Raw genomic sequence first — 25,771 nt, 5'->3', positions numbered from 1 at the left:
GCCATGCACGAAGCCTCCTCTCCCGTGTTGATGGCTGCGGCCAAACAGGGCCTGGCCGACCGCGCCGCAGCGGGGGCGGTGGCCCCCGCGCGCTGGAGCCCGGCGCAGCTCATGCCGCTGATTGGGCCTGTGGTGTTGTTTGTGATTTGGGACTTGGTGGTGCGCTACAAGCTCATCAGCCCCATCTTGCTGCCTTCACCCTCAGCCACCTTGACGGTGCTGTTCACCGGCATGGCGGGTGGCGAGTTGCTCAAAGACTTTGCCTACACCTTGGCGCGCACGCTCGAAGCCTTTGCTATTGCCGGCGTCATCGGCGTGCCCTTGGGCGTGCTGCTGGGCAGCAACGAGCGGGCCTACCGCAGCGTGGAGTTTGTGATTGATTTTTTTCGTTCCACACCTTCGTCGGCGCTGATCCCTTTGTTCTTGATGATCTTTGGTGTGTCCGACATCAACAAGGTGGCCATTGCCGCGTTTGGTGCTTTGCTGATTGTGTTGTTCAACAGCGCCTATGGCGTGATCAATGCGCGCAAGCAGCGTGTGATGGCCGCCAAGGTGATGGGGGCCACACGCTGGCAGATTTTCAAAGACGTGCTGGTGTGGGAGAGCTTGCAACCCACGTTTGTGGGCTTGCGCAGCGCGGTGTCGATGTCGCTGGTCATCGTCATCGTGGCTGAAATGTTCATTGGCTCTGAGCGTGGCCTGGGCCACCGCATCATCGACTCGCAGCAGGTGATGAACGTGCGTGACATGTACGCCTCCATCTTGTCGGCAGGGGCCTTGGGCTATGCCTTGAACGTGGTGTTTTTGGTGCTGGAAAAACGCATCGTCCATTGGAGCGGAAGGTAAGCATGACTGTTGTTCTCAACCCCATGGTGGCACCTGACCCGGCAGCCCCCCCGTTTGTGCCGGGCCCCAGCGGCACGCACATCACCATTCGCAACCTCACCAAATACTTTGCCGGTTGGCCGCTGTACGAAAACTTCAACCTCGACATTCCCAAGAACAAAATCGTCTCGGTGTTTGGCCCCAACGGCTGCGGCAAAAGCACCTTGATCAACATGATCGCGGGCTTGATTCCCATCGACAGTGGCGAGATCTTGTTTGACGGCAAGTCTTTGAAAGACACCAAGATTGGCTATGTGTTTCAAAACTACCGCGAAGCCATGTTTCCGTGGATGCGCACCATCGACAACATTGCCTACCCCTTGAAGCTCGAAGGCAAGTCCAAGGGCGAGGTGGAGCAGCGCGTGCAAGAGCTGGTGGCCTCGTTCGATGTGAAGTTTGACCTCAACCGCTACCCCTACGAGCTGTCGGGCGGTCAACAACAAACCGCCTCCATCATGCGGGCGCTGGCCCCCAACCCCGAGGTGCTGTTTTTGGATGAACCGTTCTCGGCTCTTGACTTTGAGATGACCTTGTTCATCCGCGAAAAGCTGCAAGACGTGTTCATGAAAACCGGCACCACCATGTTGCTGGTCTCGCACGACCTGGAAGAAGCGGTGTACTTGGCCGATCAAATTTTGTTGCTCACCAAGCGCCCCACCCAAGTGGCCGAAATCTTGGACTACAACGACCCCCGTCCCCGCACGGTGGAGACCCTCACTGAGCCCAGCTTTGTGAGCGCCAAAAAACTCAGCTTGGAAATTTTTCAACGCGAGGTGCGCAAATGACTCAGGCCGCAATGACCCATGCCACATTGACCGATGCACAGATGGTGCAGTACGTGCAGGTGAGCGCCACCGTGTTGGGCCTGCCGGTGGACGAGGCCCGCGCGGTGCGCGTGGCCGCGCATTTGCAGCGCACAGCCGCCATGGCGCAACTGCTAGACGGCCTGGACATGCCGCCCGAGCTAGAGCTGGCTGAAATTTATTGCCCCAAGCAGGTGACGCCATGACGCTCACCACCTTGTCTGCCCCCGACTTGGCGCGTGGCATTGCCAGCGGCCAGTTCAGCGCCTGCGAGGTGTTGGATGCGCACCTCGGTCGCATCGCCGCCACCGACACGCGGGTGAATGCGTTCACCGGCATCTGCCACGCGCGCGCCCGCACCCAGGCGCAAGCGGTGGATGCGCAGCGCGCCCGAGGCGAGGTGTTGCCCGCCTTGGCCGGTGTGCCCTATGCCGTGAAGAATTTGTTCGATGTGCAAGGCGAGGTCACGCTGGCGGGCTCCATCGTCAACCAGGGCCATGCCCCGGCGCAAGCCGATGCGCTGCTGGTGCAACAGATGAACGCCGCCGGTGCGGTGCTGGTGGGCTCGCTCAACATGGACGAGTTTGCCTATGGCTTCACCACCGAGAACACCCACTACGGCCCGTGCCACAACCCGCATGACTTGTCGCGCATTGCGGGTGGGTCGTCAGGTGGTTCAGGTGCGGCAGTGGCTGCGGGGCAAGTGCCCTTGAGCTTGGGCTCGGACACCAATGGCTCCATCCGCGTGCCTTCATCGCTGTGCGGCGTGTGGGGCATCAAGCCCACGTTTGGCCGCTTGTCGCGCCGGGGCAGTTACCCGTTTGTGCACAGCATTGACCACCTGGGCGGCTTTGCCAATTCGCTCACCGGCTTGGCCCAGATGTACGACGCGCTGCAAGCCCCCGATGCGCTCGACCCCGGCTGCCACGCCCGCCGCGTGGAGCCCGTCATGGGCAGCTTGACCCATGGGCTGCAAGGCCTGCGCGTGGGTGTGCTGGACGGTTACTTTCACGACCACGCCAGTGCCCCGGCACGCGAGGCGGTGCAGTTGGCGGCCCAGTGCTTGGGGGCCACGGCGCAGGTGAGCTGGCCCAGTGCGGCGCTGGCGCGTGCGGCGGCTTTCATCATCACCGCCAGCGAAGGCGGCAGCTTGCATTTGAACGAGTTGCGCACCCGCAGCGACGACTTTGAGCCCTTGTCGGTGGACCGTTTTTGGGCCGGTGCCCTGCAACCCGCCGACTGGTACGTCAAAGCCCAGCGCTTTCGCCGCCTCTACCGTGACCAGGTGAATGCCTTGTTTGAACACTGGGACGTGCTGCTGGCACCCGCCACGCCTGTGTGTGCCACACCCATTGGCACCGAGTGGCTCGACATTCAGGGCCAGACCTTGCCTGCACGCGCGGCCATGGGGCTGTTGACCCAACCCATCTCGTTTGCCGGTTGCCCGGTGGTGGCTGCACCGCTGTGGCCTGCGGGCACCGAGGGTTTGCCCTTGGGCGTGCAAATCATTGCCGCGCCCTGGCGCGAAGACTTGGCCTTTCGGGTGGCGCTGGCGCTGGAGTCGGCGGGCGTGGCCCATGTGAAACCTGTGGAGCTGTGAATGGACATCAATTTGCCTGAGGTGCTGGCCGAGATGCAAGCCGCCTTTGAACGTTACGAACAAGCCCTGGTCAGCAACGACGTGGCGGTGCTCGACGAGTTGTTTTGGAACAGCCCGCACACCCTGCGCTATGGCGCCACCGAAAACCTGTATGGCTACCAAGCCATCCAAGACTTCCGCGCCAACCGGCCCTCGCAAGGCTTGGCACGCACCTGCATGAACACGGTGATCACCACCTACGGGCGCGACTTTGCCACCGCCAACACCGAGTTCGCACGCGAGGGCAACCCACGCACAGGCCGACAAAGCCAAACCTGGATGCGCACGCCTGAGGGCTGGCGTGTGGTGGCTGCACATGTGAGCTTGCTGGCATGAGCGTGGTACACCCGTCGCGTGCCGATGAGGTGTATCAGCAGCTCAAGCGTGACATTGCGGACTTTCGCCTGGTGCCGGGCGACCGCATCACCGAAACCGAAATCAGCGAACGCTTGAGCGTGTCACGCACGCCGGTGCGCCAAGCGTTGTTCAGGCTGCGCCAAGAGGGCTATGTGGATGTGCTGTTTCGCAGTGGCTGGCAGGTGCGCCCGTTTGACTTTGACAAGTTCGACCAGCTCTACGACCTGCGCCGTGTGCTCGAAGCCGAGGCGGTGAACCGCCTGTGCCATGACGACGTGCGCACCGACCGCACGGTGTTGCACAGCTTGGCGCACATCTGGCTGGTGCCGCAGGAGGCACGCAGCACAGACCAGCATCAGGTGGCCGATTGGGACGAAGCGTTTCACCACCAGTTGGTGGCGGCCACGGGCAATGTGGAGATGGTGCGCGTGCACCGTGAGGTGACCGAGCGCATCCGCATCGTGCGCCGACTCGACTTCACCTACCAAAACCGCATCGACATCACTTACGCCGAACATGGCCAGATCTTGCAAGCCGTGTTGGACCGCCGCCAAGACGAGGCCGTGCGTTTGTTGCGTGCCCACATTCAATCGAGCCAGACCGAGGTGCGCCACATCACCTTGCACCAAGTGCAGCAGGCGAGGGCGGCGGGGCACCGCGCTTAAACCTGCTTGGGAATGTTCAACTGCCCATTCCAGCCCTGCACGGTTTCTTTGATCAGCTTTGACACGATGCGACTGGCCTGCGTGAAGTGCCCGTGTTTCGGGTGGGCCAAGGTCACATAGCGCTTCAATTCGGGATGGACCACTTTGGCGGCTTGCAGACTGCCGCTGCGCAGTTCTTCGTCCACCGAGAACGGCCCCAGCAAGGCATACAAATGCGGGTTGCTGGCAATGATTTCTTTTTGCACACGCAGCGAATCGGCCTCGATCACCGCTGACAAATTGAAGCCCTTGCTGCGCGCTGTTTCATCGAGGATCGAGCGCCAATGCGATGGTGGGCGTGGCAGCACCAGGGGCACACCTTCCAGGCGTTTGAAGTCCACGCTGTCGGCCTGGGTCAAAGGCAAGCCCGGACTGGAGACGAGGTAGGTGTTGGCGGTGGACAGCAGCGTTTCATCGGGCCCACTGGGCTTTTGGTAGCGAAACAAGATGGCAATGTCCACACTCCCGGTGTCTAGCAGGGCATCAAGCTCGCCCCCTTGGCCTTCACGCACATTCAAGCGAATCTTGGGGTATTGCGCATGCAGGCGCTGAAACACCTGGGTCATCAGCGGATGCGCCGCAGAGGGCAACATGCCAATCTTGACCTCGCCCATGGGCACCTTGGAAGTTTGCTGAATGTCGGCAAACAGCTCTTCGCTGTCTTTGATCCAGGTCCGCACCCGTTGTTCCACGTGTTGTCCAAATTCGGTGAGCACCACGCCACGCCCTGTGCGGCGAAACAAATGGCCGCCACAGGACTTTTCGAGTTCGCTGATTTGACGGCTGATGTGCGACTGCACCGTGTGCCGCTGTGCGGCAACTTTGGTGAAGCTGCCCATCTCGGCCACCTCTAAGAAAAGTCGGAAATCGTTGATCTGCATGACGTGCTTTCTGGTATGCCAATTATGGCATTTCTGAAATCTTTGAATTGACTCTATGAAGATGAGTCGTGGCTGCCTAGACTCCTACCCATCGTGTGATCGCACCCATGAAGGTGCCATGAAAAAAGGAAAAAAATGAGCTTCGTGAGTTTTGAGCAAGCCGGCCACGCCAGCTACGGTGTGTGGGTCAGCGAAGACACCTGGTTGCAGGTGCCACAGGCGTTTCAAGCGCAATACCCCGACCTCAAAGCGGTCATCGCCGCCGACAAGCTCGACGAACTGGCAGCCCTGACGCGTCAAGCGGGGCAGTCTGTGCAAGCCAGCCAGGCGACCTTGTTGCCCGTGGTGCCAAACCCAGGCAAGATTTTTTGTGTCGGCCTGAATTACAAGTCGCATGTGGCCGAGACCAAGCGCGCAGACAGTGCCTACCCATCCATCTTCACGCGATTTGCAGACAGCCTGTCTGCCCACAACGCGCCCATGCCTCGCCCCAACGAAACCCAACGCTTTGACTTTGAAGGTGAGTTGGCCGTGATCATTGGCAAGGGCGGTCGCCACATCACGCAGGCCCATGCGATGGCGCACATCGCTGGCTACGCCTGTTTCAACGACGGCACCGCACGCGACTGGCAGCGTCACACGCACCAGTGGATTCCTGGCAAAAACTTTCCCTTGACCGGACCGCTGGGCCCGTTCATGGCAACCACCCAAGAAATCCCCGATGTGAACCAACTCATGTTGGAGACGCGACTCAACGGCGAAGTGATGCAACACGCATCGCTGGCTGATTTGATCTTCACGCTGCCCGTGATCATCGAATACATCTCGGGCTTTACACCGCTGTCGCCCGGCGATGTGATTGCCACGGGCACACCGGGCGGCGTTGGCGATCGCCGTGAACCCCCGGTCTACATGACGGCGGGTGACGTGGTCGAAATTGAAATCACAGGCTTGGGTACTTTGCGCAACCGCATCGTCCAAGCGGCCTCACAGGAGTAACGGATGACACAGATCAGTAAAAACGGCTCGCTGCGCATTGCAGTGGACATTGGTGGCACGTTCACCGACATGGCGTGCTTTGACGAGACGACCGGCCAAATTTCATTTGGCAAGGCCTTGTCTACCCACGGCCAGTTGGTCGATGGCATTCAAAACACGCTCGACAGCGCGGGTGTGGATTTGACGAATGGCTATTTGTTTCTGCACGGCTCAACCATCGCCATCAACACCTTGCTGGAGCGCAACGGCGCCAAGACGGCTTTGTTGATCACCGAAGGCTTCCGCGACATTTACGAAATTGGCCGCGTCAACCGCCCCGACGCCTACAACCTGTTTTTCTCCAAGCACGAACCGCTGGTGCCGCGCTCGCTGCGCTACGAAGTCTCTGAGCGCTTGCGTGCCGATGGCTCGCTGCACAAACCGCTGGACGAGGCCGCTGTGCGCGAACTCGCCCGTGAACTCAAGGCTAAACATATCGAAGCCGTGGCCGTGCTGTTGTTGCACTCGTACCGCAACCCAGACCACGAGCGCCGCGTCAAGGCCATCTTGCAAGAAGAAATTCCCGGCGCATTTGTCACCGCCTCGCACGAGCTGTCGCAGGAGTACCGCGAGTTTGAGCGTGTCTCCACTGCGGTGGCCAACTCGTATGTGGGCCCCCGTGTGTCGGCGTACCTGGGCGAGTTGGAGCAGCACCTGCAAGACAAAGGTTTTGAAGGCGACTTTTATGCCGTGCAGTCCACTGGCGGTTTGTTCCCGGTGGAGCACGCACGCCGCGATTGCGTGCGCATGCTCGAGTCAGGCCCAGCTGCTGGGGTGATTGGCGCCCAAGCCATTTGCGCCCAACTGGGCATGCCGGATTCGATTGCCTTTGACATGGGCGGCACCACGGCCAAGGCCGGTGTGATCAGCGAAGGCCGCCCCCTGACCACCGGCAGTGCGCTGATTGGTGGCTATGAAAAGGCGCTGCCAATTCAAATTCCGATGATGGATATTTTTGAAGTGGGCACAGGTGGTGGCAGCATTGCCCGTGTGGAGTTGGGCAACTCACTGCGCGTGGGCCCTCGCTCGGCAGGCAGCATGCCCGGGCCTGTGTGTTACGGCCGTGATGGCACCGAGCCCACCGTGACCGATGCCAACTTGATCTTGGGTCGCTTGGACGAGCACAACTTCTTGGGCGGTGAAATGCCCTTGTACTTTGACCGCGCCAAGCAGGCCATGGAAGAAAAAATTGCCAAGCCTTTGGGCCTGGATGCCACCAAAGCGGCCGACGGCATTTTGCGCATTGCGGTGACGCAGATGTCGCATGCCGTCAAGGCCGTGACCACCGAGCGTGGCTTGGATGCGGGCAGCTTCACCATGGTGGTGTATGGCGGTGCCGGTCCCTTGCATGCGTCGGCCATTGCGCGTGAAATTGGCATTCGCAAAGTGCTCATTCCGTATGCGCCTGGGTATTTTTCTGCCTACGGCATGTTGTTCAGCGATTTGCGCTACGACTATGTGCGTTCGGTGTTCCGTCGCCTTGACGGCATGTCGTTTGACGAGATCGAAGCCATCTACCAGGGCATGGAAGACGAAGGTCGCGCCGCCATCGGTGCGTCCGAGATTCGCCCCGAAGAGGTGGTGTTTGAACGCGCAGCCGACATGCGCTACTTTGGCCAAGAGCACGCGGTGACGGTGGACCTGGCCCATGCGTTCTTTGAAAAGAAAGACCGTGCCGCCATCAAAAACCATTTCGACGAAGTGCATGCCATCCGCTACGGCACCTCGGCACCCAAAGAGGCCGCCGACATTGTGAGCTTGCGCGTCACGGTGATGGGTCGCATGAAAAAGCCGCCACGCAACACGGTGGAGGCGGGCCAAGAACAGCCTGACGCCCAAGCCCTGCGCACGCATAAGCCGGTGTATTTCCGCAGTGCCGCCGCGTACGTGTCGACACCGGTGTACAAGCGCGACTTGCTCAAGTTTGGCAACGTGTTTCATGGCCCTGCGCTGGTGGAAGAACATGCCTCCACCACCGTGGTTCAGCCGGGCGACACCGTGAAGGTGGACCTGTACGGCAATTTGCAAATTTCTATCGGGAGTGACCGCACATGACCAGCAACGCTATTCCATCGACCCATGCCGTCGATCCTGTGATCGTCGAGATCATCCGCAATGGCTTGTTTGCCGTGACGGAAGAAATGAAAACCAACTTGATGCGCACGGCCTACAACCTCATCATTTATGAGGCGCTGGACTTCACCGTGGGTTTGTTCACCAAAGAGGGTGACACCGTGTCGATTGGTCTGGGATTGCCCATGTTCATTCGGGGCATGTCGGAAACCGTCAAGTCAAAGATTCGTCACTTCGGGTACGACAACATCCACCCAGGCGATATCTTGGTGACCAACGATGCCTACACCACCGGCAGCCACTTGAACCACTTCACCTTCACCATGCCCGTGTTCCATGAAGGCGCGTTGATTGGCTTCACCTGCTGCATGGCACACTGGTTGGACGTGGGAGGCAGCTTGGGACAAATCACCACGGACATCTTCTCGGAAGGCATTCAAATTCCGATCGTCAAGTACCAAAGCGCAGGCAAGGTCAACCAAGACTTGGTGGACATCATTGCCATGAACGTGCGCTTGCCTGAGCGGGCCATGGGCGACTTGCGGGCCCAGATCACGGCCGTGACCACCGGTGAGCGTCGTTTCTTGGAGTTGGTGCAACGCTATGGCAATGCCGATGTGCAGGCTTCGATCCAGCAGATCATGGACCAGTCTGAAGCCGTGGCGCGTCAAAACACCTTGTCCATTCCGGACGGCGTGTACGAAGCCGAGTCGTTCATGGACGACGACGGCCTGGAGATTGGCAAGCGCATTCCCATTCGTGTGAAGGTGACGGTGCAAGGCGACGAGATGACGGTGGACTTGTCGGACGTGAGCAAGCAGGTCAAGGGTTTTTACAACTCGGGGTTCACCACCGGCATTGCCTGCGCGCAGGTGGCCTACAAATGCCTGACCACGCCCACCGACTATCCCGTCAACGACGGCAGCTTCCGCCCCCTCAAGGTGATCATGCCCATGGGCACCGTGATCAGTGCCGAGCGGCCATACCCCATGCGTGTGTGGATGACCTTCCCGATGACGGTGATCGACACCATCTTCAAAGCCCTCGCTCCGGCCATTCCGCACCGCACGATTGCGGGCCACCATGCTGACTTGGTGTTCCCCAACATCCACGGCATTTCGCCCGAAGACGGTCGCTTGTTCATTGTGGGCATTGGCCCCTTGGGCGGCGGTTGGGGTGCCAAGTCGTCAGAAGACGGTGTGTCGGTGACGGTGTGTATCAACGACGGTGACACACACAACAGCCCCACCGAACAGCTCGAAGCCAAATACCCCGTGCTGGTGGAGAGCTACAAAATTCGTGAAGACAGCGCAGGCGCAGGCGAACACCGCGGTGGCTTGGGCGCAGAGATGGTGGTGCAAGCCTTGTCACCCTTCACGGTCACCACCCGGATTGACCGCATGCACTGCAAGCCCTGGGGCTTGGAGGGCGGTGGCGAAGCGGCTGGCAACGGCATCGCCATTCGCCACAAAGGCGAATGGAACAACGACTTGCCAAACGCCAAAATCTTCAACGTGCGTTTGGAGCGCGGCGATGCCTACAAGATGCTGTCGGGCGGTGGTGGTGGCTTTGGCCATCCCTTCAAGCGTGACCCGCAGAAAGTGGCGCACGACACGCGCGAAGGCTACGTGAGCCGCGAAGCGGCCAAGAAGCTCTACGGTGTGGTGCTCGATGCGCAGGACCAAGTGGACCTGGCGCAAACCGAACAACTGCGAGCCCAAGTTCTTGTCTGAGGTGATCGAGGTGAGCACCGCCCAAGCCCAAGCTGCCTATCTGGCCGATCTTTGGCATCGGTTGTCGGCACAGCACATTGCGCTGGGGTGCTCTTGCACGATGACGGGCATCAGTGTCACGCTGGAAGACTTCGAGCGTGACATTGCCGATTACTTGTGGGCTGAAAGTGAGCGTCTGGGTGAGGCTGAGGTGGTGGCGTTTTTGCTCGCACCCGGCCCGATCAATGCGCAAGATCGCGCAGTGCGTGGCATTCTTGAGCGCTTGGGCACTGACGCCGCCAGCGAGACGGTGGCGCAATGGCTGCTGCCGCGCATGACCAAAACCATCGAGTCGTATGCCAAGCTCCACGGGCCAGCGCCCGAGGCGCTGCTGCTGGGGGGCTCGAACGCCTGGCGCAAGGGGTACCGTGACTGAACGGCACCACACCAATTTTTTGAGGAGACAGAGATGATGTCCAGAATGAAAAAACTGCTGTGTTTGGCTTTTGCTTTAACAGCCGGGTTGGCTTCAGCGCAAGGAAAATTTCCAGATGGCACGATCAAAATGATCGTGCCATTTGCGCCTGGTGGCGGGGTAGACAACGCCGCGCGTTTGATTGCCAAGCAGATGCAGACCGGCTTGAACGTCTCCATCATTGTGGAGAACCGACCCGGTGCCAACGGGGCCATCGGTGGCAAGTTTGTGCAGACCTCGGCGCCCGATGGCATGACGCTGCTGTTCTCGGCCTCAACGCATGCACTTGCCAAGTTGGTCACGGCCAACCCGCCTTATGACCCATGGACCGACTTCGCCTATGTGGCGCGCGTGGGCGAAGCCCCGTTGCTGATGGTGATCTCGCCCAATTTGCCGCAGACCAAACTCAAAGAGGTGATGGACGCTGCCCGACAAAACCCCGACAAGTGGACGGCGGGCTTGCCTGCTTTGGGGGCTGCCAGCCATCTGGGTACCTTGATGTTTGCCAAGCAAGGCAACCTGAATTTGGCGACCGTGGTTTACAAAGGAACTGCTCCCGCGCTGACCGATGTGGCGGGTGGGCACACACAAATTTTGATGGACTCGATCATTTCGCTGCAAGGCATGGCCAAGAGCGGCAAAGTCAAACCCATCATCGTGACCACCACCAAGCGCAGCTCGGTGATGCCCAATGTGCCCACGGCGGTGGAGAGTGGTTTTCCGAAGTTTGTCACCGAGTCGTGGTACGGCATCTGGGCACCGAAAGGCACGTCGGACGATCGGGTGCAAATTCTCAACAAAGCGGCTAACGAGGCCGTGCGACAACTCACCAAGTCGGGGGCTTTCGAGCAACTGGGGATTGAACCGATCACCGAATCGACCGATGAGTTTCGCAAATACACCAACACCTACATCACCGACAACGCCGAGTTGTTGAAAGGTGCGGGCTTCAAACCCGAGTGAACGCGGCGCTCACGCGCCACAGGTTCACAGCCCCTCGGGTTTGATTTGAGCGCGGGCAATCACCGGCTTCCAGCGTGCTTGCTCTTGCTTGATGAAGGCCTCAAACTCGGCCCCCGTGTTGCCCACAGCCAGGGCGGTGTCTTGGCTGAGCTTGTCATGCACCAGCTTGCTGCGGGCGGCAGCCACAGCTTCTTTTTCTAATTTGTCGATGTTGGCTTTGTGCATCTTGCTGGGGGCCATCAAGCCGTACCACTGCGTCATCTCAAAGCCTTTGTAGCCTTGTTCGGCCACGGTGGCGACATCGGGCAACTGGGGCAGTCGGGTGCTGGTGCCCGTGGCGATGCAGCGCAATTTGCCTGCTTTGATGAATGGCAGCAGTGCCGGCGCGCCCACGGCAGCGGCTTGTAGGCGGCCTGCCATCAAGTCGGTCAGCATGGGCCCCGTGCCACGGTAGGGCACGTGCAGCATGAAGGTGTCGGTGGCCATCTTGAGGTATTCAAACGCCAGGTGTCCCGCGCTGCCGTTGCCCGCCGAGCCGTAATTGAGCTGGCCGGGTTTGGACTTGGCGTACGCCACAAACTCTTTGAGGTTTTTCACCGGCAGGTCGGGGTGCACCACATACAAGCTGGGCACCTTGGAGATCAGGGTGATGGGCGTGAAGTCTTTGTTGGGGTCGTAGGGCAGTTTGGCAAAGATGTATTGGTTGACCGCCAGGGTGCCAATGTGTCCCAACACCAGAGTGTGTTCATCGGTTGAGTTGGCCACTTCTTGCATGGCAATGTTGCCTGCACCACCGGGTTTGTTTTCCACAAACACGTTTTGGCCAATGGTCTTGGCTAGCTCGCCCGCCAAGGCGCGTGCCACGATTTCAGAGCTGCCGCCCGGCGCAAAGGGCACCACCAGGCGTAGAGGTTTGGTGGGCCAGGTGTCTGCGTGCGACAGCAGGGGCGACAGCGCCAATGCCGAGGCCGTGCCGTGTGCCAACCATTGGCGGCGATTCAGAGGGAGGGGGTCATGCCATGGCATAGGTTTCTTTCTTGGGTTTATTCGGTGGTGATGCCACGTTCTTTGATCACGTGACTCCAAAGGTTGACCTGTTGTTGGATGAAGGCCTTGGCTTGATCGGGCGAGCTCTTTTGTATGTCGCCGCCGAGTTGGGCAACCCGGGCGCGCACCTCAGGCGCTTCCAGTGACTTTTGAAATGCGCTGACCAATTTGGCCACGATGGGCTCAGGGGTGTTGGCGGGGGCAAAGACAGCATTCCACTCGTAGATCTCTGCGCCTGTCAACCCTGACTCTGCCAGTGTGGGCACGTCGGGCAAGATGGCCGAGCGCTTGGCCGAGGTCACTGCCAAGGCCCTCAACTTGCCCGATTGCACATGTTGCAGCGTGGATGCCAAGTTGCCAAAAAACAAAGGCACTTGACCACCCATCACATCGTTGAGGGCCGGGCCACCGCCTTTGTAGGGCACATGCACCATGTCGACTTTGGCGGCCGATTCAAACAAGGCGCCTGCCAAATGCTGGGCCGAGCCGTTGCCCGACGAGGCATACGACACCGCGTCTTTGGCCTTGCGGGCTGTGGCGATCAATTCAGACACGTTCTTGGCCGGGAAATTGGCGTTCACCAACACCACGTTGGGAAACAGCGCCACCACGCCGATGGGCTTGAAGGCTTTCAAACTGTCGTAGGGCAGCTTGGGGTAGAGCGCGGGGTTGGCTGCGAACGACGACGCATCCAGCATCAGCGTGTAGCCATCGGGTGCGGCTTTGGCCACGGCTGAGGCGCCAATCTGACCGCCCGCACCGGGCTTGTTCTCGATGATGACGGCTTGTCCAAGGGCCTCGCCCATCTTGGGCGCAATCAAGCGGGCCATGGCGTCGGCTCCTCCACCTGGGGGATAGGTGACCACCAAGGTCACAGGCTTGGTGGGAAAGCTGGCTTGTGCCATGGCCGTGGAGGCGCTGGCGCAAAGCGCGAGCACGGCCAGAGCCCATGTGCTGCGCCCCAGTCGTTGGGCCGCTGTGGTGTGGTGTGTCATAGGAGTCTCCTCAGGGTGGAATGCGTTAGCGCAGTTGCGCGGTGTACTTGAATGAAAAGGCGTCGCCACGCGTGGTGCGCAATTCGACGCAACGCCCCGCCATGTCAAAGGCCTGGCGTTCGACCAGCACGCAGGGGTGGCCCGCATCGAGTCGCAGCCGTTTGGCTTGGGTGGTGTTGAGCTGGGAGCAGCTCAGGTGGTCTTGTGTGTGCTGTATCACCACGCCGCAGCGGCTTTGGTACATGGGGTAGAGCAAGTGGTCCCAGCGTGCTGTGTCGGATTCAGCCAATGCGCCAAAGAGAGGCAGGGGCAACACGATCGTCTCTAGCAAGCATGGTTGCTTGTTCAAACTGCGCAGGCGTTCGAATTGAAAGACATGTGCAGCCGCCTTGTCGATCCCGAAAGCCTGTGCCTCGGCAGTCGTGGCACGGCGCACGCGGCTCGACAGAATGCGCGACTGTGGTGGCTCGCTTTGGCCCTCTGCGCCGCGAAACCGAAAAAACCGCATCATCGAGGCGCCATCGACCCCTTTGGTGACAAAGGTGCCCTTGCCATGGCGGCGTTGCAAAACACCGTCTTCCACCAGCAGTGCCAGCGCTTGTCGGATGGTGCCAAGCGCCACCCCATAGGCTTGTGCCAGTGCAGATTCGGCGGGAATGACTTCGCCCGGGGCCCACTCACCTTGCAAGATGCGTTCGCGCAAAGCGCTGGCCAGCGTGCCGTAGCGGCTTTGTCCGGGGGTGTGTGGCAGCAAGGTGGCGGTCATGGATGAAAGCTAGACATCTAGATGACTAAAATATACCGCATGAACCTGACAGCGCCAAATTTTTTCGTCGATACCCATTTCCATGTCTTTGCAGCGGGCCAGGCCATCGCGGGTGCGCGTTATGTGCCCGCCTACAGCGCCCGTGTGGAAGACTGGATGGCACAGGCGCAGCCGCTGGGCGTGACGCATGGTGTGTTGGTGCAACCCAGTTTCTTGGGGGCCGACAACACGCGGCTGGTTCACACCTTGCAGGCTCATCCTGGCGTGTTGCGCGGTGTGGCGGTGGTGGAGCCCAGCACGGGGCGCGACGCCTTGAACCTGCTGCATGCAGCCGGTGTGCGTGGGGTGCGGCTCAATCTGGCTGGGGTGTCGCATGCGCTGACAGATTGGTCCGCCGCCGATGCGCTGTGGGAGACCATGCTGGCCTTGGGTTGGCACTTGGAAGTGCACACCGACAAGGGCAGCTTGCCGGGTGTGTTGGCGCAGCTGCCCCCGCAGTTGCCACTGGTGGTGGACCACATGGCCAAGCCCGAGCGGGCACACATGCAAGACCCCACCGTGGCCGCTTTGGTGCGACATGCACAACACACACCCACCTACATCAAACTCAGTGGTGCCTACCGCTTGGTTGGGGTGGACCCGGTGCAACTGGCGCGCCTGTGGTTGGGGGAGTTGGGCGTTGCCGCCTTGCTATGGGGCAGTGATTGGCCGTGCACCAACCACGAGGCCTTGGCCCAATACAGCACATTGTTTTCATCCTTAGAAGATTGGGTGGGCGCAGCGCACCGTGAGCAGGTCTTAAGTGCTAATGCTCGGCAGCTTTATTGGTCTGCGTGAGACGCGTCAAGCACTGAATCTGCTCTGAATGTTTGAGAATACGCACTGAGAGAATTGAGCGAATAAAGGAAATCATATGGCCAACGGAATTTTTATCCACCCACGTCAAGAAGCGTTTGCTGAAGGCGTCCAAGCCTTGCAGGGGCTGCCGTCTTCCGTCATCAGTGACGTGATGGGCCGCCTGGTCGGTACCACCGGCTTGCACCCAGTCAATCGCTCACAGGTGTCGGTGTGTGGCAATGCCTTCACGGTGCGTGTGCGTGCGGGTGACAACCTGTTGATTCACCAAGCGCTGGACATGCTCAAGCCGGGTGATGTGTTGGTGGTGGACGGTGAGGGCGATGTCTCGCGCGCCTTGGTGGGCGAGATCATGATGACCTCGGCCCGCATGCAAGGCGCACTGGCCTTTGTGATAGACGGTGCCGTGCGTGATGTGGATGCGTTTGAGACCCACCAATTCCCGTGCTGGGCGCGAGGCATCAACCTGCGTGGTCCCTACAAAGAGGGGCCCGGCAGCATCAACGTGCCGGTGACCGTGGGCGGCATGCTGGTCAACCCGGGTGACATCATCGTGGGGGACGGCGATGGGCTGGTGGCCATCACGCCTGCCGAAGCGCTGGCAGTGGCCAAGAAAGCCCATGACAAAGTGGCCGACGAAAAAGCCACCATCGAAGACATCCTGCACGGCCGTTACTCATCGGCTTGGGTGGGCATCGCGTTGAAACAAAAAGGAGTCTGAGATGTCGTCACACCCATTGACTTGCGCCGCTGTGTGGGGCCGTCGCCAAGCCATCGCGGTTGCCGCACTTAGCCTCTGTGTCGGTGCTTCGTGGGCCGCTTACCCGGACAAGCCCATCAAAATTTTGGTGCCTTGGGCCGCCGGTGGTGCGACCGACCAAATTGCACGCATGCTGGCCCAGCCGCTGTCGCAAGCCATGGGTGTGCCCGTGGTGGTGGACAACAAAGGCGGTGCCGGCGGTGTGATTGGCACCCAATCGTTTGTCAAAGAAAAAGCCGATGGCTACAGCATTTTGTTGGCCACCAGCTCCACCAACGCAGCGGCACCGCACCTCTACAACAAGCTGGGTTTTGACCCGGTGCATGACTTCACACCTGTGCTGTCCTTGTGTGCCATTCCCAACGTGATGGTGGTGCCCACCAAGTCGCCTTGGCATTCGCTCAAAGACATCGTGACGGCGGCCAAGCAATCGCCCGGTGCCTACACCTATGGCTCGGCGGGCATCGGTGGCTCGCAGCACCTGGCGGGGGCGCAGTTCAAAACGGCGGCTGGCATTGACATTCGCCATGTGCCCTACAAAGGCAGTGGCCCCGCAGCGCAAGACCTGATTGCTGGCCACATCGACATGATGATTGACACCGGCTCGCTGGGCAGCATTCGGGGTGGTTTGCTCAAGCCCTTGGCCGTTGCCTCTGCCAAGCGCTTGCCTGCCTTGCCGCAAGTGCCCACGTTCACCGAAGCGGGCACACCCATGATTGCCTCGGCTTGGTATGGCTTGATGCTGCCAGCCAACGCACCTGCTGAGGTGGTGGAGCGCCTGAATGCCGAGGTCAACAAGTTGCTGAAGACACCCGACATTCGCAACCGTTTGACCGAGATGGGGGCCGAGGTGTTGGGCGGCTCGTCGGCAGACTTTGCCAAGTTCACGCTGTCGGAGATCAAGCGTTACGAGGCCATCGTCAAAGACTCTGGCGCGCCCAAAGAGTAATAACCGCGCGTTCAGCCAGCCAGGCCGACGTACACGTTTTGCACATCGTCGTTGTCGTCGATGGCGGCCAAAAACGCTTCCACTTCTTCCAGGTCTTGCGCGCTCAAGCTGGCCGGGTCGATTGGGTTTTTGGGTTTGTAGCCCAGCTTGGCCGACAACACGGTGAAGCCTTGTGCGGGCAGGGCGCGGCTGACCAGGTCAAGGTCGGTGGGGTCGGTCAAGAACAAGGTGGTGCCTTCTTCGCTGCCGGGTTCTAGGTCTTGCGCACCGGCTTCGATGGCAGCCATCTCAGCGTCTGCACCAGGGGTGGCAGGTTCGGCTTCGATCATGCCCACGTGGTCAAAGTCCCAGGCCACTGAGCCTGAGGTGCCGAGCTGTCCTTTGCGAAACAGCACGCGCATTTCAGACGCGGCCCGGTTCACGTTGTCGGTCAAACACTCCACCATCACCGCCACGCGATGGGGTGCGAAGCCTTCGTACATGACGTGTTCAAAATGCACCACTTCACCTGTGAGGCCAGCGCCCTTTTTGATGGCGCGGTCCAGCGTGTCTTTGGGCATCGAGACTTTGCGCGCTTGTTCCAGCACCAGGCGCAAGCGGGCATTGGCGGCCGGGTCGGCACCGTTGCGCGCGGCAATCATGATGTCTTTTGCCAATTTGCCAAACATGCGGCCTTTGGCATTGGCCGCCACGTCTTTGTGTTTTGCTTTCCACTGAGCACCCATGTCAGGTCTTCCTTTGTCGGTGAGGCGCGTCTGCTTGCAGGCGCGGATTTGGATAGGGGGTCATTGGACCACGGTCGTGCCGGCGTCAAGCACGGCTGTAGGCCAGGCCTGAGGCAACGCCGCCAAACAAGTCGCCTTCGACCAGTGCAACGCCTGCAAATTCGGTTTGCAGCGCTTGCTGAAAAGGCCGCAAAGCCGACGAGCCACCCGTCAGGTAAACAGCGTCCAGCGATGCGTCACGCAGCCCGGCTTCTTGCACACATTCGCGTGCACAGGCCACCACACGTGCCAGCAGACTGGCCAGGTGGTCATGCATATCGCTCACGCGCAGGGAGGTGCTCAAGCCAGCTTCGATGCACGACACATCGATGGTGGTGTCGCCGTTGTGCTGTGAACAACGAATCTTGGCTTGCTCTACCTCGTGGGCCAGGTGGTGGCCGTGGCGTTCGGTCAGCACCCGCATCAAGCGGCGGTGCAAGGCCTCGTCGCTGTAGTTGGTGCGCAGGGCTTGGGCCTGTGCCAGGGCGCGGGGTTGGTAGAGCCAATGGATCAAGTGCCAGGTGGACAAATCAAAGAACACGCGGCTGGGCACCTCACGCTGTTGCGCGCCCAGGTGCCGGTAGCCCAGCAAGGGCATGACGTGTTCGAGGCTGAGTTGTTGGTCAAAGTCGGTGCCGCCAATGTGCACGCCACGGGTGGCCAACACATCGGCGGTGCGCTCGGGGCGCGTCATGCGCTCAGGCCCCAGACGCACCACGGTGAAGTCGGAGGTGCCCCCGCCAATGTCGGCCACCAGCACCACGCACTCGCGGGTCAGGCGACGTTCGTAGTCCAAGGCTGCTGCAATGGGTTCTAACTGAAACGACACCTCGTCAAACCCCACCGACTGCGCCGCTTGCAGCAGCGAGGCTTGGGCTTGTGCGTCGCGCACGGGGTCGTCGTCCACAAAATGCACGGGGCGCCCCATCACCACGTGGCGGGGCGTGACGCCCAGCGACTGTATGGCGCGTTCGCGCAGCGTCGCCAAGAAGGTGGCAATGATGTCTTGAAAGCTCACTGCGCGGTGGTTGACCACGGTGGTCTCTTGCAACAGTGCGCTGCCCAGCAGGCTTTTGAGAGAGCGCATCAAGCGCCCCTCGGTGCCTTCCAGGTAATGGGTGATGGCTTCGCGGCCAAAGTGTGTGCTGTCGGACTCAGCGTTGTAGAACACCGCAGTGGGCATGGCGGTGGCGCTGCCTTCGAGCGGCAGCAAGCGTGCGTGGCCGTCAGGGGAAGCCCAAGCCATGGCGGAATTGGAAGTGCCGAAGTCAATGCCGAGTGTGCCTGGGCGGGAGGGAGTCATGAGGGGAGGCCTAGATGATGAAGAAAACCAAATAGATTTTATGTATTCGATGGTTTTGTTATTTCGGTTGAGAACATTCAAAGTGCCGCCTTAAAAACGCTCGCTCAATGCGATTATTCTTTTGCCAAGTAACGGGAGATGAATGTGTTTTTTGTTCCGTTAATTTCTTTGGGGACGCGATGTTGACCTTCTTATCTGTTATTTCAGGTCTGATTGCTAATACCAAAGCAGACGGCAGCACACAACAGATGGACGATGTGTGGTTCAGCGTGGACACGGCGCGCACGGTCAACCTCAACACGGTGACGGTGAGCGATGAGATTGCGGCTTTGCCAGAGCTGCGGGGCATGGGCAATGTGGCGAGTTTGCGGCAGGCCATGGCGCAAGAAAGTGGATGGAGGAAATTTGCATGCGTTTAAAAAAATATTTTCTATTTGCCTCTATCAGCATGCTGCTGGGGGCATGTGATGTTGGAAAACCTCAATACCCAAGCAGAGATGCTGCGTTGCCTGTTGAACCCACCATCAGCAGCGATGGCAAGTTACTGGTAGTACTTGATCGCACGGGGCAAGAGACGCCACGCCTGCGTATTAAGTGGCTAGATCGCGAAGAGCCTTGGTTAGAGGTAGCTGCACCCAAATACGCTAGCGGTATCCGTTTTGGTTTAACGGGTTACAACTTGCTGCTCACCCACGCCAGGCCAGGACCAAAAGGCGCATCACAACTTAGTCGCTGGGATGCGAGCAACCCGACCAAACCCTCGGAGATTCTGTTTGAGGGGACCCATATTGAGTTTCCCGTGGAGGTCAAACCTGGACAGGTACTGGTTCGCATGTGTCCACAACCTCCGGGAGAGAAGGCTTGCGACAGAGGTCATGGTTTGGTTTGGGCATTGATTCAAGACAAGCAAGCAAGCCCCATCAAAGAAACTTTAGGCATGTTGCCTTTGGGCACGCCTAACGTGGTTGCAGATGGTTTTTTTTGGAGTCTGGACCGCGTGCTCAGCGCACCTACTCCCGCAAAACCTAATCCCACACAAATCATTTCATACGGTTTTCCTGGCAAAGAAGCACCCCAGTTGGATGTATCAGTGCTTGATTCAAAAACAGGTCGTATGAAATGCGACCAAAAAATACACCGTTGCCTGATCAATTACCTGACTGACGAACGCATCAATGGTCAGACATATGTTTATGGGTTCAAGATTTTGAATGGTGCCAATACATGTGTGTTGTCAGAGATCAAAGGCTACCAAGACTATTTCTCAGTCACACCAGATGGTCGCGCAGCGGTCATGTCCCTTTCTCGTGTATCTGAAGAGCCACGTCATGTGGTTGTTTTGCGTTTTACCCCTGGCCAATGTGAGCCTACCTCGATTCAGCACATTCAATTCAAGGAGAGCAGCAAATGAGCAATACCGAATTCGTGACCGTGCAATGGCAAAACAACCCTTACAGCGACGGCGCCATCGACAATACGATCGGCACTTGGACTTACGGCAATTGGGGTGGTCAAGGCTGGTCGGGTGGCAAGTTTTTGAAGCCTGGTGAAAGGCCCGACTTTGAAAACGTTCTTGGGAAAAATGATTTAGACAACATTTTTAAAATTCATGATAAAAGTTACTGGGATATACAACAAGCGTGGGAGACTTCTGGCAAAACCTCGGCAGATATTGCCCAGTATTGGCAAAGCACTATGGCAGCCGACAATGCCATGCGTGAGAGTATTAAAGAACTTAAATTGAATAACGGTTGGGGGGATACACCGCTTGGTAGTGATGTTCCCGACTTTAATATGGCCAATGCTGCACTACAAGCTGAGCGTGCATTTGCTTTAAAGAATTTCAATAACTTGGCGGCGCTCCAGAATTTAAAAAATCCTGATGGCATTAGCGACGACCCCTACAGCGGCGACCCCTTCACAGGTCTGCCCTGGGCAGGGCAAAGCTACGAAACCCTCTTAACCAATTTAGAAACCCGCTTCCAACTAGCCGAAGTCACCCGCAGCCCTTTGGTGCTCGACCTCGACGGCGACGGGGTAGAAACCACCATCAGCAGCAAGACAGGCGTGCACTTTGATTTAGACAAGAGCGGCTTTGCAGAGCAAGCAGGGTGGGTGGGCAAAGACGATGGCTTGCTGGTGCGTGACTTGAATGGTGACGGCAAGATCACCCACGGAGGTGAGCTGTTTGGCAACCACACCCTGCTTCAAAGCGGCAGCCAAGCAGCCAACGGATTTGAAGCACTCAAAGATTTGGACGACAACAACGACGGCAAGGTAGATGCCAACGACAGCGCCTATGCCAGCTTGCGTGTCTGGAAAGACCTCAACAGCGACGGTGTGACCGAAGACGGCGAGTTGATCACGCTAGAGCAAGCAGGGGTGCAAAGCCTCAACGTGCGCTACACCGACCAAGGCACCGGTGCCACCAAAGACGCACAAGGCAACCAACACCAGCAGTTGGGCAGCTACACCAAAGCAGACGGCAGCACACAACAGATGGACGATGTGTGGTTCAGCGTGGACACAGCGCGCACGGTCAACCTCAACACGGTGGCGGTGAGCGATGAAATTGCGGCCTTGCCGGAGCTGCGGGGCATGGGCAATGTGGCGAGTTTGCGGCAGGCTATGGCGCAAGACAGCTCGGGTGAATTGCAAACCTTGGTGGAGCAATGGGTGGGGGCCAGCGAGGCCGATAGACCGGCGCTGCTGACAGACTTGATTTACCACTGGGCAGGCGTGCAAGACGTAGACCCCAACAGCCGGGCGGCCAGCAAAATTTATGGCAACGTGATTGGCGACGCCAGAAAACTTGCCACGCTGGAGGCGTTTTTAGGGGAGAGCTATTTGGGCACATGGTGCTGGGGCGAGCGTGACCCCAACCCGCACGGTCAAGCTGCCCCCATCTTGCTGGCGGCCTTTGATGAACTGCAAAGCTATTTCAAAAACCAGCTGCTGATTGAAACTGACTTGAATCCGTTGATGGACAGCTTGGGGTTGAAATGGGTAGATGCCACCAGTTCGTTTGATGTGGACGTTGAGCAAACAGTCGATCTGTTGCGTGCGACTGCGTTTTTGCAAGGTTATGCAGGAAACGATGCTTTGTACGGTGGTACCCATGATGATGTGATGGAAGGCTTGGCTGGTAACGACATCTACACCAAAGTAGCAGCTGCACGCAGCAGATGCCAATCGATAAATCAGTGGTTGTGATTGATCAAGAAAGCTCCGATGAAAAACTGCAAAGCAATCAACCCCTTCATTCGCCTCTTGCTGATGTGCCTTGCTGGTGGTTGGCTCATGTTGCTGAGTGCTTGTGAAAAACCTAAATATCCACCCCATGAGCCCCCTACGCTTTACACAACGATCAGTAGCGATGGCAAGTTGGTAGCGACACTGGATCGCATCGGCACAGAAAAACCACGCTTGCGTATTAAGTGGATCGATAAGAGTGAACCTTGGCAGGAACTGCCCGTTCCCATGTTCACCGATAGCATACGGTTTGGGCTTAAAGGTTACGGCTTGCTCATGACGCATAGCTTGCCCAACGAATTGACTGTGAGTCAGCTCACGCGCTGGGATGTGAGTGACTTGAGCAAAGAGTCTGAGACTATCTACCAGGGACCTTATTTAGCATTTCCAATAGAGGCTAGGCTTGGGGAAATATTGGTGCGAACGTGCGAGTCCAGCGGTAACTACGATCATGAGAGCTGCCGACGCGGTATAGGAGTTTTTTGGGTTTTGCTGAAAGCGGGTAAAGATCTAATCCGATTAACACCTAAAGGGAAATTATTAGCTTTTGGCCAGCCCAACGTCACAGACAAAGGTTTTTTTTGGATTCAAAGTATTCCTTTTTCCCCTAAATCGCAGCCGCCAGAACTCTTGGCTTATGCATTACCTGGAGGAGATACCCCTAGCTTTGAAGTGACCCGATTAGGACGGGGAGAAAGCGTGGAGTGTGACCGTGCGATTCAACGTTGCTTGCGTATCTTTGTAGCAGGAAAGCACCCTATCGACAGTCCGTACTTCGGGCAATTCATATACACAGTTGAGATCTTCAACGGCCCCCAAACTTGCCAAGTTGAGGGGGTGAGTGGTTATTTTGATGAGCGATCTGTCACGCCAGATGGTCGTGCTGCGGTCATGTCATTGGCGCCTGCTTATGACCAGCCACGTCATGTGGTGGTGATGCGTTTCAAGCCGGGGCAATGTGAGCCTATTTCTATTCAACACCTGAACTTTTAAACCAAGGAGAATGTTATGACATCCGTGATTTGGCGAACCAATCCTTACACAGAAAATTCTGCTTGGACTTATGGAAACTATGGCGGCCCTGGATGGACCGGTGGTGAGTTCACTCCAACCGGGAAAAAAGCGAACTTCGCGCCTAACCCGGTAGATGCACTAGATGAGATTTTTAGAGTCCATGACGTAGCTTATGGCAGTGCTCAAGAAACTTTGAATGCATCTGACAAAACGCAGGCAGATTATGGTCAAGAAGCGCTGGCTATCCTCAGAGCTGATGAAGCTTTGCTTCAAAGCATCAACGATTTACTGAAAGACACGTGGCCGCATGGAAATCAGGTGTTAACGGACGGAGAGCTCAATGCAGCCATTGAAGCAAAAGCCGCCTTTGTTAACAAAATAATTTACGACAAAGCGCGCTTGATCGCTAATCAGCCGCTACCAATTGACGATCCTTACAGCGGCGACCCCTTTACCGGTCTGCCCTGGCCCGATCAAAACTACGACGACATATTGAACGACATAGGGGACAAATTCAAAAATGCTGAAACCACGAAGTCCCCCTTGGTGCTCGACCTCGACGGTGACGGGGTAGAAACCACCCTCAGCAGCAAGACAGGCGTGCACTTTGATTTAGACAAGAGCGGCTTTGCAGAGCAAGCGGGGTGGGTGGGCAAAGACGATGGCTTGCTGGTGCGTGACTTGAATGGTGACGGCAAGATCACCCACGGAGGTGAACTGTTTGGCAACCACACCGTGCTTAAAAGCGGCAGCCAAGCGGCCAACGGATTTGAAGCACTCAAAGATCTGGACGACAACAACGACGGCAAGGTAGACGCCAACGACAGCGCCTATGCCAGCCTGCGTGTCTGGAAAGACCTCAACAGCGATGGTGTGACAGAAGACGGCGAGTTGATCACGCTAGAGCAAGCCGGGGTGCAAAGCCTCAACGTGCGCTACACCGACCAAGGCACAAGTGCCACCAAAGACGCACAAGGCAACCAACACCAGCAGTTGGGCAGCTACACCAAAGCAGACGGCAGCACACAACAGATGGACGATGTGTGGTTCAGCGTGGACACAGCGCGCACGGTCAACCTCAACACGGTGGCGGTGAGCGATGAAATTGCGGCCTTGCCGGAGCTGCGGGGCATGGGCAATGTGGCGAGTTTGCGGCAGGCTATGGCGCAAGACAGCTCGGGTGAATTGCAAACCTTGGTGGAGCAATGGGTGGGGGCCAGCGAGGCCGATAGACCGGCGCTGCTGACAGACTTGATTTACCACTGGGCAGGCGTGCAAGACGTAGACCCCAACAGCCGGGCGGCCAGCAAAATTTATGGCAACGTGATTGGCGACGCCAGAAAACTTGCCACGCTGGAGGCGTTTTTAGGGGAGAGCTATTTGGGCACATGGTGCTGGGGCGAGCGTGACCCCAACCCGCACGGTCAAGCCGCCCCCATCTTGCTGGCGGCCTTTGATGAACTGCAAAGCTATTTCAAAAACCAGCTGCTGATTGAAACTGACTTGAATCCGTTGATGGGCAGCTTGGGGTTGAAATGGGTAGATGCCACCAGTTCGTTTGATGTGGACGTTGAGCAAACAGTCGATCTGTTGCGTGCAAGCTATGACACATCGCCAGCGACAGCCGCTACAACAATTTACAACTTTGCAAGCGTGCTAGATACCGAGGGCGACTTTGGTGCCAAGGTGCTGTTGGCTTTGAACGTCGCTGCTGCCAACGAAGTAGAAGGGTTTGCGCAACTTCTTTCATATGCAGACAAGGTGCATATGTTGGGAACAAGTGGCGATGACGTGCTCAGACTTAGCGCACTCAACTCAGCTGCGTTTTTGCAAGGTTATGCAGGAAACGATGCTTTGTACGGTGGTACCCATGATGACGTGATGGAAGGCGGTGCAGGCAATGACCGTTTAGAAGGGGCGGCGGGTAACGACACCTATGTGTTCAACCAAGGCGATGGCGCGGACACGATCTATGACTACGACTACACGGCAGGCAATGTAGACACCTTGCAACTAGGAGCCGGGTTGCTGGCGGGTGACACACAGATCAGCCTGGTGGGCGACGACCTCAAACTGAGCTGGGGCACAGATTCAGTCACCCTACACAACTACTTCAGCAGTACCTATAACTTGGTGGAGAAGATCAGCTTTGCAGATGGCACGACCTGGGGCATTACAGACATAGCCAGCAAGATGATGCGCAACGGCAGCGAAGGGGCTGATTTTCTTGTGGGTTTGAGCGACTACGCCAACCGCATCAACGGCTTGGGCGGCAACGACGCACTGTACGGAGGCAATCAAGACGATGTGTTGGACGGAGGTGAAGGGGATGACACGCTAGGCGGTGGTAGTGGCAACGACACGTTGATAGGCGGTGCAGGTAATGACACTCTGGATGGAGGGTATGGCAACGACACCTATGTGTTCAACCAAGGAGATGGGCAAGACACGATCAACGATCTCGACTATTGGTGGTGGCAAGACACAGACACCTTGCAGTTGGGGGCTGGGTTATTGGTGGGTGACACACAGGTGA

Annotated in this window: 25 protein-coding genes; 19 read left to right on the top strand and 6 right to left on the bottom strand. The window is 58.1% G+C overall.

What is annotated here, in order from left to right; translation table 11 throughout:
- The first annotated feature begins 3 nt into the window (after positions 1–3).
- From B9Z41_RS05190 to B9Z41_RS05165, 6 genes are read left to right on the top strand one after another with little or no spacing between them, the layout of a single operon-like run.
- Complete coding sequence (locus B9Z41_RS05190) at positions 4–846, top strand: ABC transporter permease (RefSeq protein WP_233202535.1); 843 nt, start codon at positions 4–6, stop codon at positions 844–846.
- A 2-nt stretch (positions 847–848) separates the two neighbouring features.
- On the top strand, positions 849–1,670 hold the full coding sequence (locus B9Z41_RS05185; protein ID WP_100145873.1) for an ABC transporter ATP-binding protein: 822 nt from the start codon (positions 849–851) through the stop codon (positions 1,668–1,670).
- A complete protein-coding gene (locus B9Z41_RS05180; protein WP_233202533.1) occupies positions 1,667–1,894 on the top strand; it encodes a DUF4089 domain-containing protein in 228 nt (75 codons plus the stop codon). The genes B9Z41_RS05185 and B9Z41_RS05180 overlap by 4 nt, the downstream gene beginning before the upstream one ends.
- On the top strand, positions 1,891–3,288 hold the full coding sequence (locus B9Z41_RS05175; protein WP_100145871.1) for an AtzE family amidohydrolase: 1,398 nt from the start codon (positions 1,891–1,893) through the stop codon (positions 3,286–3,288). Before B9Z41_RS05180 ends, B9Z41_RS05175 begins: the two co-directional genes overlap by 4 nt.
- Positions 3,289–3,663, top strand: a complete 375-nt coding sequence (gene hpxZ / locus B9Z41_RS05170; RefSeq protein ID WP_100145869.1) for an oxalurate catabolism protein HpxZ — start codon at positions 3,289–3,291, stop codon at positions 3,661–3,663.
- Entirely contained in the window at positions 3,660–4,349 is a 690-nt protein-coding gene (locus B9Z41_RS05165; protein WP_100145867.1) for a GntR family transcriptional regulator, read from the top strand. Before hpxZ ends, B9Z41_RS05165 begins: the two co-directional genes overlap by 4 nt.
- Here the strand turns inward: B9Z41_RS05165 and B9Z41_RS05160 are convergent.
- On the bottom strand, positions 4,346–5,269 hold the full coding sequence (locus tag B9Z41_RS05160; protein WP_100145865.1) for a LysR family transcriptional regulator: 924 nt from the start codon (positions 5,267–5,269) through the stop codon (positions 4,346–4,348). The genes B9Z41_RS05165 and B9Z41_RS05160 overlap by 4 nt on opposite strands.
- A 135-nt stretch (positions 5,270–5,404) precedes the next feature.
- On the opposite strand from B9Z41_RS05160, the gene B9Z41_RS05155 reads away from it, so the two are divergent.
- Genes B9Z41_RS05155 through B9Z41_RS05135 form a run of 5 tightly spaced genes read left to right on the top strand, consistent with a single transcriptional unit; the run spans position 5,405 to position 11,530 of the window.
- On the top strand, positions 5,405–6,268 hold the full coding sequence (locus tag B9Z41_RS05155) for a fumarylacetoacetate hydrolase family protein (RefSeq protein ID WP_100145863.1): 864 nt from the start codon (positions 5,405–5,407) through the stop codon (positions 6,266–6,268).
- A gap of 3 nt (positions 6,269–6,271) precedes the next feature.
- Entirely contained in the window at positions 6,272–8,362 is a 2,091-nt protein-coding gene (locus tag B9Z41_RS05150; protein WP_100145861.1) for a hydantoinase/oxoprolinase family protein, read from the top strand.
- Positions 8,359–10,113 (top strand): hydantoinase B/oxoprolinase family protein, encoded by a 1,755-nt coding sequence (locus tag B9Z41_RS05145; protein WP_100145858.1) that lies wholly within the window; start codon positions 8,359–8,361, stop codon positions 10,111–10,113. The genes B9Z41_RS05150 and B9Z41_RS05145 overlap by 4 nt, the downstream gene beginning before the upstream one ends.
- The gene (locus B9Z41_RS05140; RefSeq protein WP_233202532.1) at positions 10,106–10,528 is read left to right on the top strand and encodes a hypothetical protein; all 423 of its coding nucleotides are present in this window, start codon (positions 10,106–10,108) and stop codon (positions 10,526–10,528) included. Before B9Z41_RS05145 ends, B9Z41_RS05140 begins: the two co-directional genes overlap by 8 nt.
- A gap of 33 nt (positions 10,529–10,561) precedes the next feature.
- Positions 10,562–11,530 (top strand): tripartite tricarboxylate transporter substrate binding protein, encoded by a 969-nt coding sequence (locus tag B9Z41_RS05135; protein WP_100145854.1) that lies wholly within the window; start codon positions 10,562–10,564, stop codon positions 11,528–11,530.
- A gap of 24 nt (positions 11,531–11,554) precedes the next feature.
- On the opposite strand, the gene B9Z41_RS05130 is transcribed toward B9Z41_RS05135, so the two are convergent.
- Genes B9Z41_RS05130 through B9Z41_RS05120 form a run of 3 tightly spaced genes read right to left on the bottom strand, consistent with a single transcriptional unit; the run spans position 11,555 to position 14,338 of the window.
- Entirely contained in the window at positions 11,555–12,556 is a 1,002-nt protein-coding gene (locus B9Z41_RS05130) for a tripartite tricarboxylate transporter substrate binding protein (RefSeq protein WP_100145852.1), read from the bottom strand.
- A 17-nt stretch (positions 12,557–12,573) separates the two neighbouring features.
- Complete coding sequence (locus B9Z41_RS05125) at positions 12,574–13,572, bottom strand: tripartite tricarboxylate transporter substrate binding protein (protein WP_100145850.1); 999 nt, start codon at positions 13,570–13,572, stop codon at positions 12,574–12,576.
- A gap of 25 nt (positions 13,573–13,597) precedes the next feature.
- Positions 13,598–14,338 (bottom strand): GntR family transcriptional regulator, encoded by a 741-nt coding sequence (locus B9Z41_RS05120; RefSeq protein ID WP_100145848.1) that lies wholly within the window; start codon positions 14,336–14,338, stop codon positions 13,598–13,600.
- A gap of 21 nt (positions 14,339–14,359) precedes the next feature.
- Here B9Z41_RS05120 and B9Z41_RS05115 point away from each other — a divergent pair, with 21 nt between their 5' ends.
- The 3 genes from B9Z41_RS05115 (at position 14,360) to B9Z41_RS05105 (ending at position 16,902) form a co-directional block, all read left to right on the top strand.
- Positions 14,360–15,175 (top strand): amidohydrolase, encoded by an 816-nt coding sequence (locus B9Z41_RS05115; RefSeq protein WP_233202531.1) that lies wholly within the window; start codon positions 14,360–14,362, stop codon positions 15,173–15,175.
- 76 nt (positions 15,176–15,251) lie between these two features.
- Positions 15,252–15,914, top strand: a complete 663-nt coding sequence (locus B9Z41_RS05110) for an RraA family protein (protein ID WP_100145844.1) — start codon at positions 15,252–15,254, stop codon at positions 15,912–15,914.
- A gap of 1 nt (position 15,915) precedes the next feature.
- Positions 15,916–16,902, top strand: coding sequence for a tripartite tricarboxylate transporter substrate binding protein (locus B9Z41_RS05105; protein ID WP_100145842.1), 987 nt, complete (start codon positions 15,916–15,918; stop codon positions 16,900–16,902).
- Positions 16,903–16,913: 11 nt separating this feature from the next.
- Here the strand turns inward: B9Z41_RS05105 and B9Z41_RS05100 are convergent, their stop codons facing one another.
- Together B9Z41_RS05100 and B9Z41_RS05095 are read right to left on the bottom strand one after the other, a co-directional pair.
- The gene (locus B9Z41_RS05100) at positions 16,914–17,627 is read right to left on the bottom strand and encodes a YebC/PmpR family DNA-binding transcriptional regulator (RefSeq protein ID WP_100145840.1); all 714 of its coding nucleotides are present in this window, start codon (positions 17,625–17,627) and stop codon (positions 16,914–16,916) included.
- An 85-nt stretch (positions 17,628–17,712) separates the two neighbouring features.
- Positions 17,713–18,969: an Hsp70 family protein gene (locus tag B9Z41_RS05095; protein ID WP_100145837.1), complete on the bottom strand. Its 1,257-nt coding sequence runs from the start codon at positions 18,967–18,969 to the stop codon at positions 17,713–17,715.
- Between the two features lie 179 nt (positions 18,970–19,148).
- Here B9Z41_RS05095 and B9Z41_RS05090 point away from each other — a divergent pair, with 179 nt between their 5' ends.
- From B9Z41_RS05090 to B9Z41_RS05070, 5 genes are all read left to right on the top strand, one after another.
- Positions 19,149–19,388, top strand: a complete 240-nt coding sequence (locus B9Z41_RS05090; protein WP_100145835.1) for a hypothetical protein — start codon at positions 19,149–19,151, stop codon at positions 19,386–19,388.
- On the top strand, positions 19,379–20,380 hold the full coding sequence (locus tag B9Z41_RS16905) for a hypothetical protein (RefSeq protein WP_143474157.1): 1,002 nt from the start codon (positions 19,379–19,381) through the stop codon (positions 20,378–20,380). Before B9Z41_RS05090 ends, B9Z41_RS16905 begins: the two co-directional genes overlap by 10 nt.
- Positions 20,377–22,182: a hypothetical protein gene (locus B9Z41_RS05080; protein ID WP_100145831.1), complete on the top strand. Its 1,806-nt coding sequence runs from the start codon at positions 20,377–20,379 to the stop codon at positions 22,180–22,182. Before B9Z41_RS16905 ends, B9Z41_RS05080 begins: the two co-directional genes overlap by 4 nt.
- Positions 22,183–22,200: 18 nt before the next feature.
- Positions 22,201–23,214: a hypothetical protein gene (locus B9Z41_RS05075; protein ID WP_100145830.1), complete on the top strand. Its 1,014-nt coding sequence runs from the start codon at positions 22,201–22,203 to the stop codon at positions 23,212–23,214.
- A 339-nt stretch (positions 23,215–23,553) separates the two neighbouring features.
- On the top strand, positions 23,554–25,771 hold a 2,218-nt coding region (locus B9Z41_RS05070), incomplete at its 3' end, for a calcium-binding protein (RefSeq protein WP_304441792.1).

The organism is Limnohabitans sp. JirII-31 (assembly GCF_002778315.1).
Lineage (GTDB): Bacteria > Pseudomonadota > Gammaproteobacteria > Burkholderiales > Burkholderiaceae_C > Limnohabitans.
Note: the sequence above shows the minus strand (reverse complement) of the source record. Positions and strands in the feature narration are given on the sequence as shown.

Excerpts from the sequence above, each read along its gene's own strand:
- B9Z41_RS05190 (WP_233202535.1), top strand. The coding sequence starts at position 4 with ATGCACGAAGCCTCCTCTCCCGTGTTGATGGCTGCGGCCAAACAGGGC.
- B9Z41_RS05185 (WP_100145873.1), top strand. The coding sequence starts at position 849 with ATGACTGTTGTTCTCAACCCCATGGTGGCACCTGACCCGGCAGCCCCC.
- B9Z41_RS05180 (WP_233202533.1), top strand. The coding sequence starts at position 1,667 with ATGACTCAGGCCGCAATGACCCATGCCACATTGACCGATGCACAGATG.
- B9Z41_RS05175 (WP_100145871.1), top strand. The coding sequence starts at position 1,891 with ATGACGCTCACCACCTTGTCTGCCCCCGACTTGGCGCGTGGCATTGCC.
- hpxZ (WP_100145869.1), top strand. The coding sequence starts at position 3,289 with ATGGACATCAATTTGCCTGAGGTGCTGGCCGAGATGCAAGCCGCCTTT.
- B9Z41_RS05165 (WP_100145867.1), top strand. The coding sequence starts at position 3,660 with ATGAGCGTGGTACACCCGTCGCGTGCCGATGAGGTGTATCAGCAGCTC.
- B9Z41_RS05160 (WP_100145865.1), bottom strand. The coding sequence starts at position 5,269 with ATGCAGATCAACGATTTCCGACTTTTCTTAGAGGTGGCCGAGATGGGC.
- B9Z41_RS05155 (WP_100145863.1), top strand. The coding sequence starts at position 5,405 with ATGAGCTTCGTGAGTTTTGAGCAAGCCGGCCACGCCAGCTACGGTGTG.
- B9Z41_RS05150 (WP_100145861.1), top strand. The coding sequence starts at position 6,272 with ATGACACAGATCAGTAAAAACGGCTCGCTGCGCATTGCAGTGGACATT.
- B9Z41_RS05145 (WP_100145858.1), top strand. The coding sequence starts at position 8,359 with ATGACCAGCAACGCTATTCCATCGACCCATGCCGTCGATCCTGTGATC.
- B9Z41_RS05135 (WP_100145854.1), top strand. The coding sequence starts at position 10,562 with ATGATGTCCAGAATGAAAAAACTGCTGTGTTTGGCTTTTGCTTTAACA.
- B9Z41_RS05130 (WP_100145852.1), bottom strand. The coding sequence starts at position 12,556 with ATGCCATGGCATGACCCCCTCCCTCTGAATCGCCGCCAATGGTTGGCA.
- B9Z41_RS05125 (WP_100145850.1), bottom strand. The coding sequence starts at position 13,572 with ATGACACACCACACCACAGCGGCCCAACGACTGGGGCGCAGCACATGG.
- B9Z41_RS05120 (WP_100145848.1), bottom strand. The coding sequence starts at position 14,338 with ATGACCGCCACCTTGCTGCCACACACCCCCGGACAAAGCCGCTACGGC.
- B9Z41_RS05115 (WP_233202531.1), top strand. The coding sequence starts at position 14,360 with ATGACTAAAATATACCGCATGAACCTGACAGCGCCAAATTTTTTCGTC.
- B9Z41_RS05110 (WP_100145844.1), top strand. The coding sequence starts at position 15,252 with ATGGCCAACGGAATTTTTATCCACCCACGTCAAGAAGCGTTTGCTGAA.
- B9Z41_RS05105 (WP_100145842.1), top strand. The coding sequence starts at position 15,916 with ATGTCGTCACACCCATTGACTTGCGCCGCTGTGTGGGGCCGTCGCCAA.
- B9Z41_RS05100 (WP_100145840.1), bottom strand. The coding sequence starts at position 17,627 with ATGGGTGCTCAGTGGAAAGCAAAACACAAAGACGTGGCGGCCAATGCC.
- B9Z41_RS05095 (WP_100145837.1), bottom strand. The coding sequence starts at position 18,969 with ATGACTCCCTCCCGCCCAGGCACACTCGGCATTGACTTCGGCACTTCC.
- B9Z41_RS05090 (WP_100145835.1), top strand. The coding sequence starts at position 19,149 with ATGTTGACCTTCTTATCTGTTATTTCAGGTCTGATTGCTAATACCAAA.
- B9Z41_RS16905 (WP_143474157.1), top strand. The coding sequence starts at position 19,379 with ATGCGTTTAAAAAAATATTTTCTATTTGCCTCTATCAGCATGCTGCTG.
- B9Z41_RS05080 (WP_100145831.1), top strand. The coding sequence starts at position 20,377 with ATGAGCAATACCGAATTCGTGACCGTGCAATGGCAAAACAACCCTTAC.
- B9Z41_RS05075 (WP_100145830.1), top strand. The coding sequence starts at position 22,201 with ATGAAAAACTGCAAAGCAATCAACCCCTTCATTCGCCTCTTGCTGATG.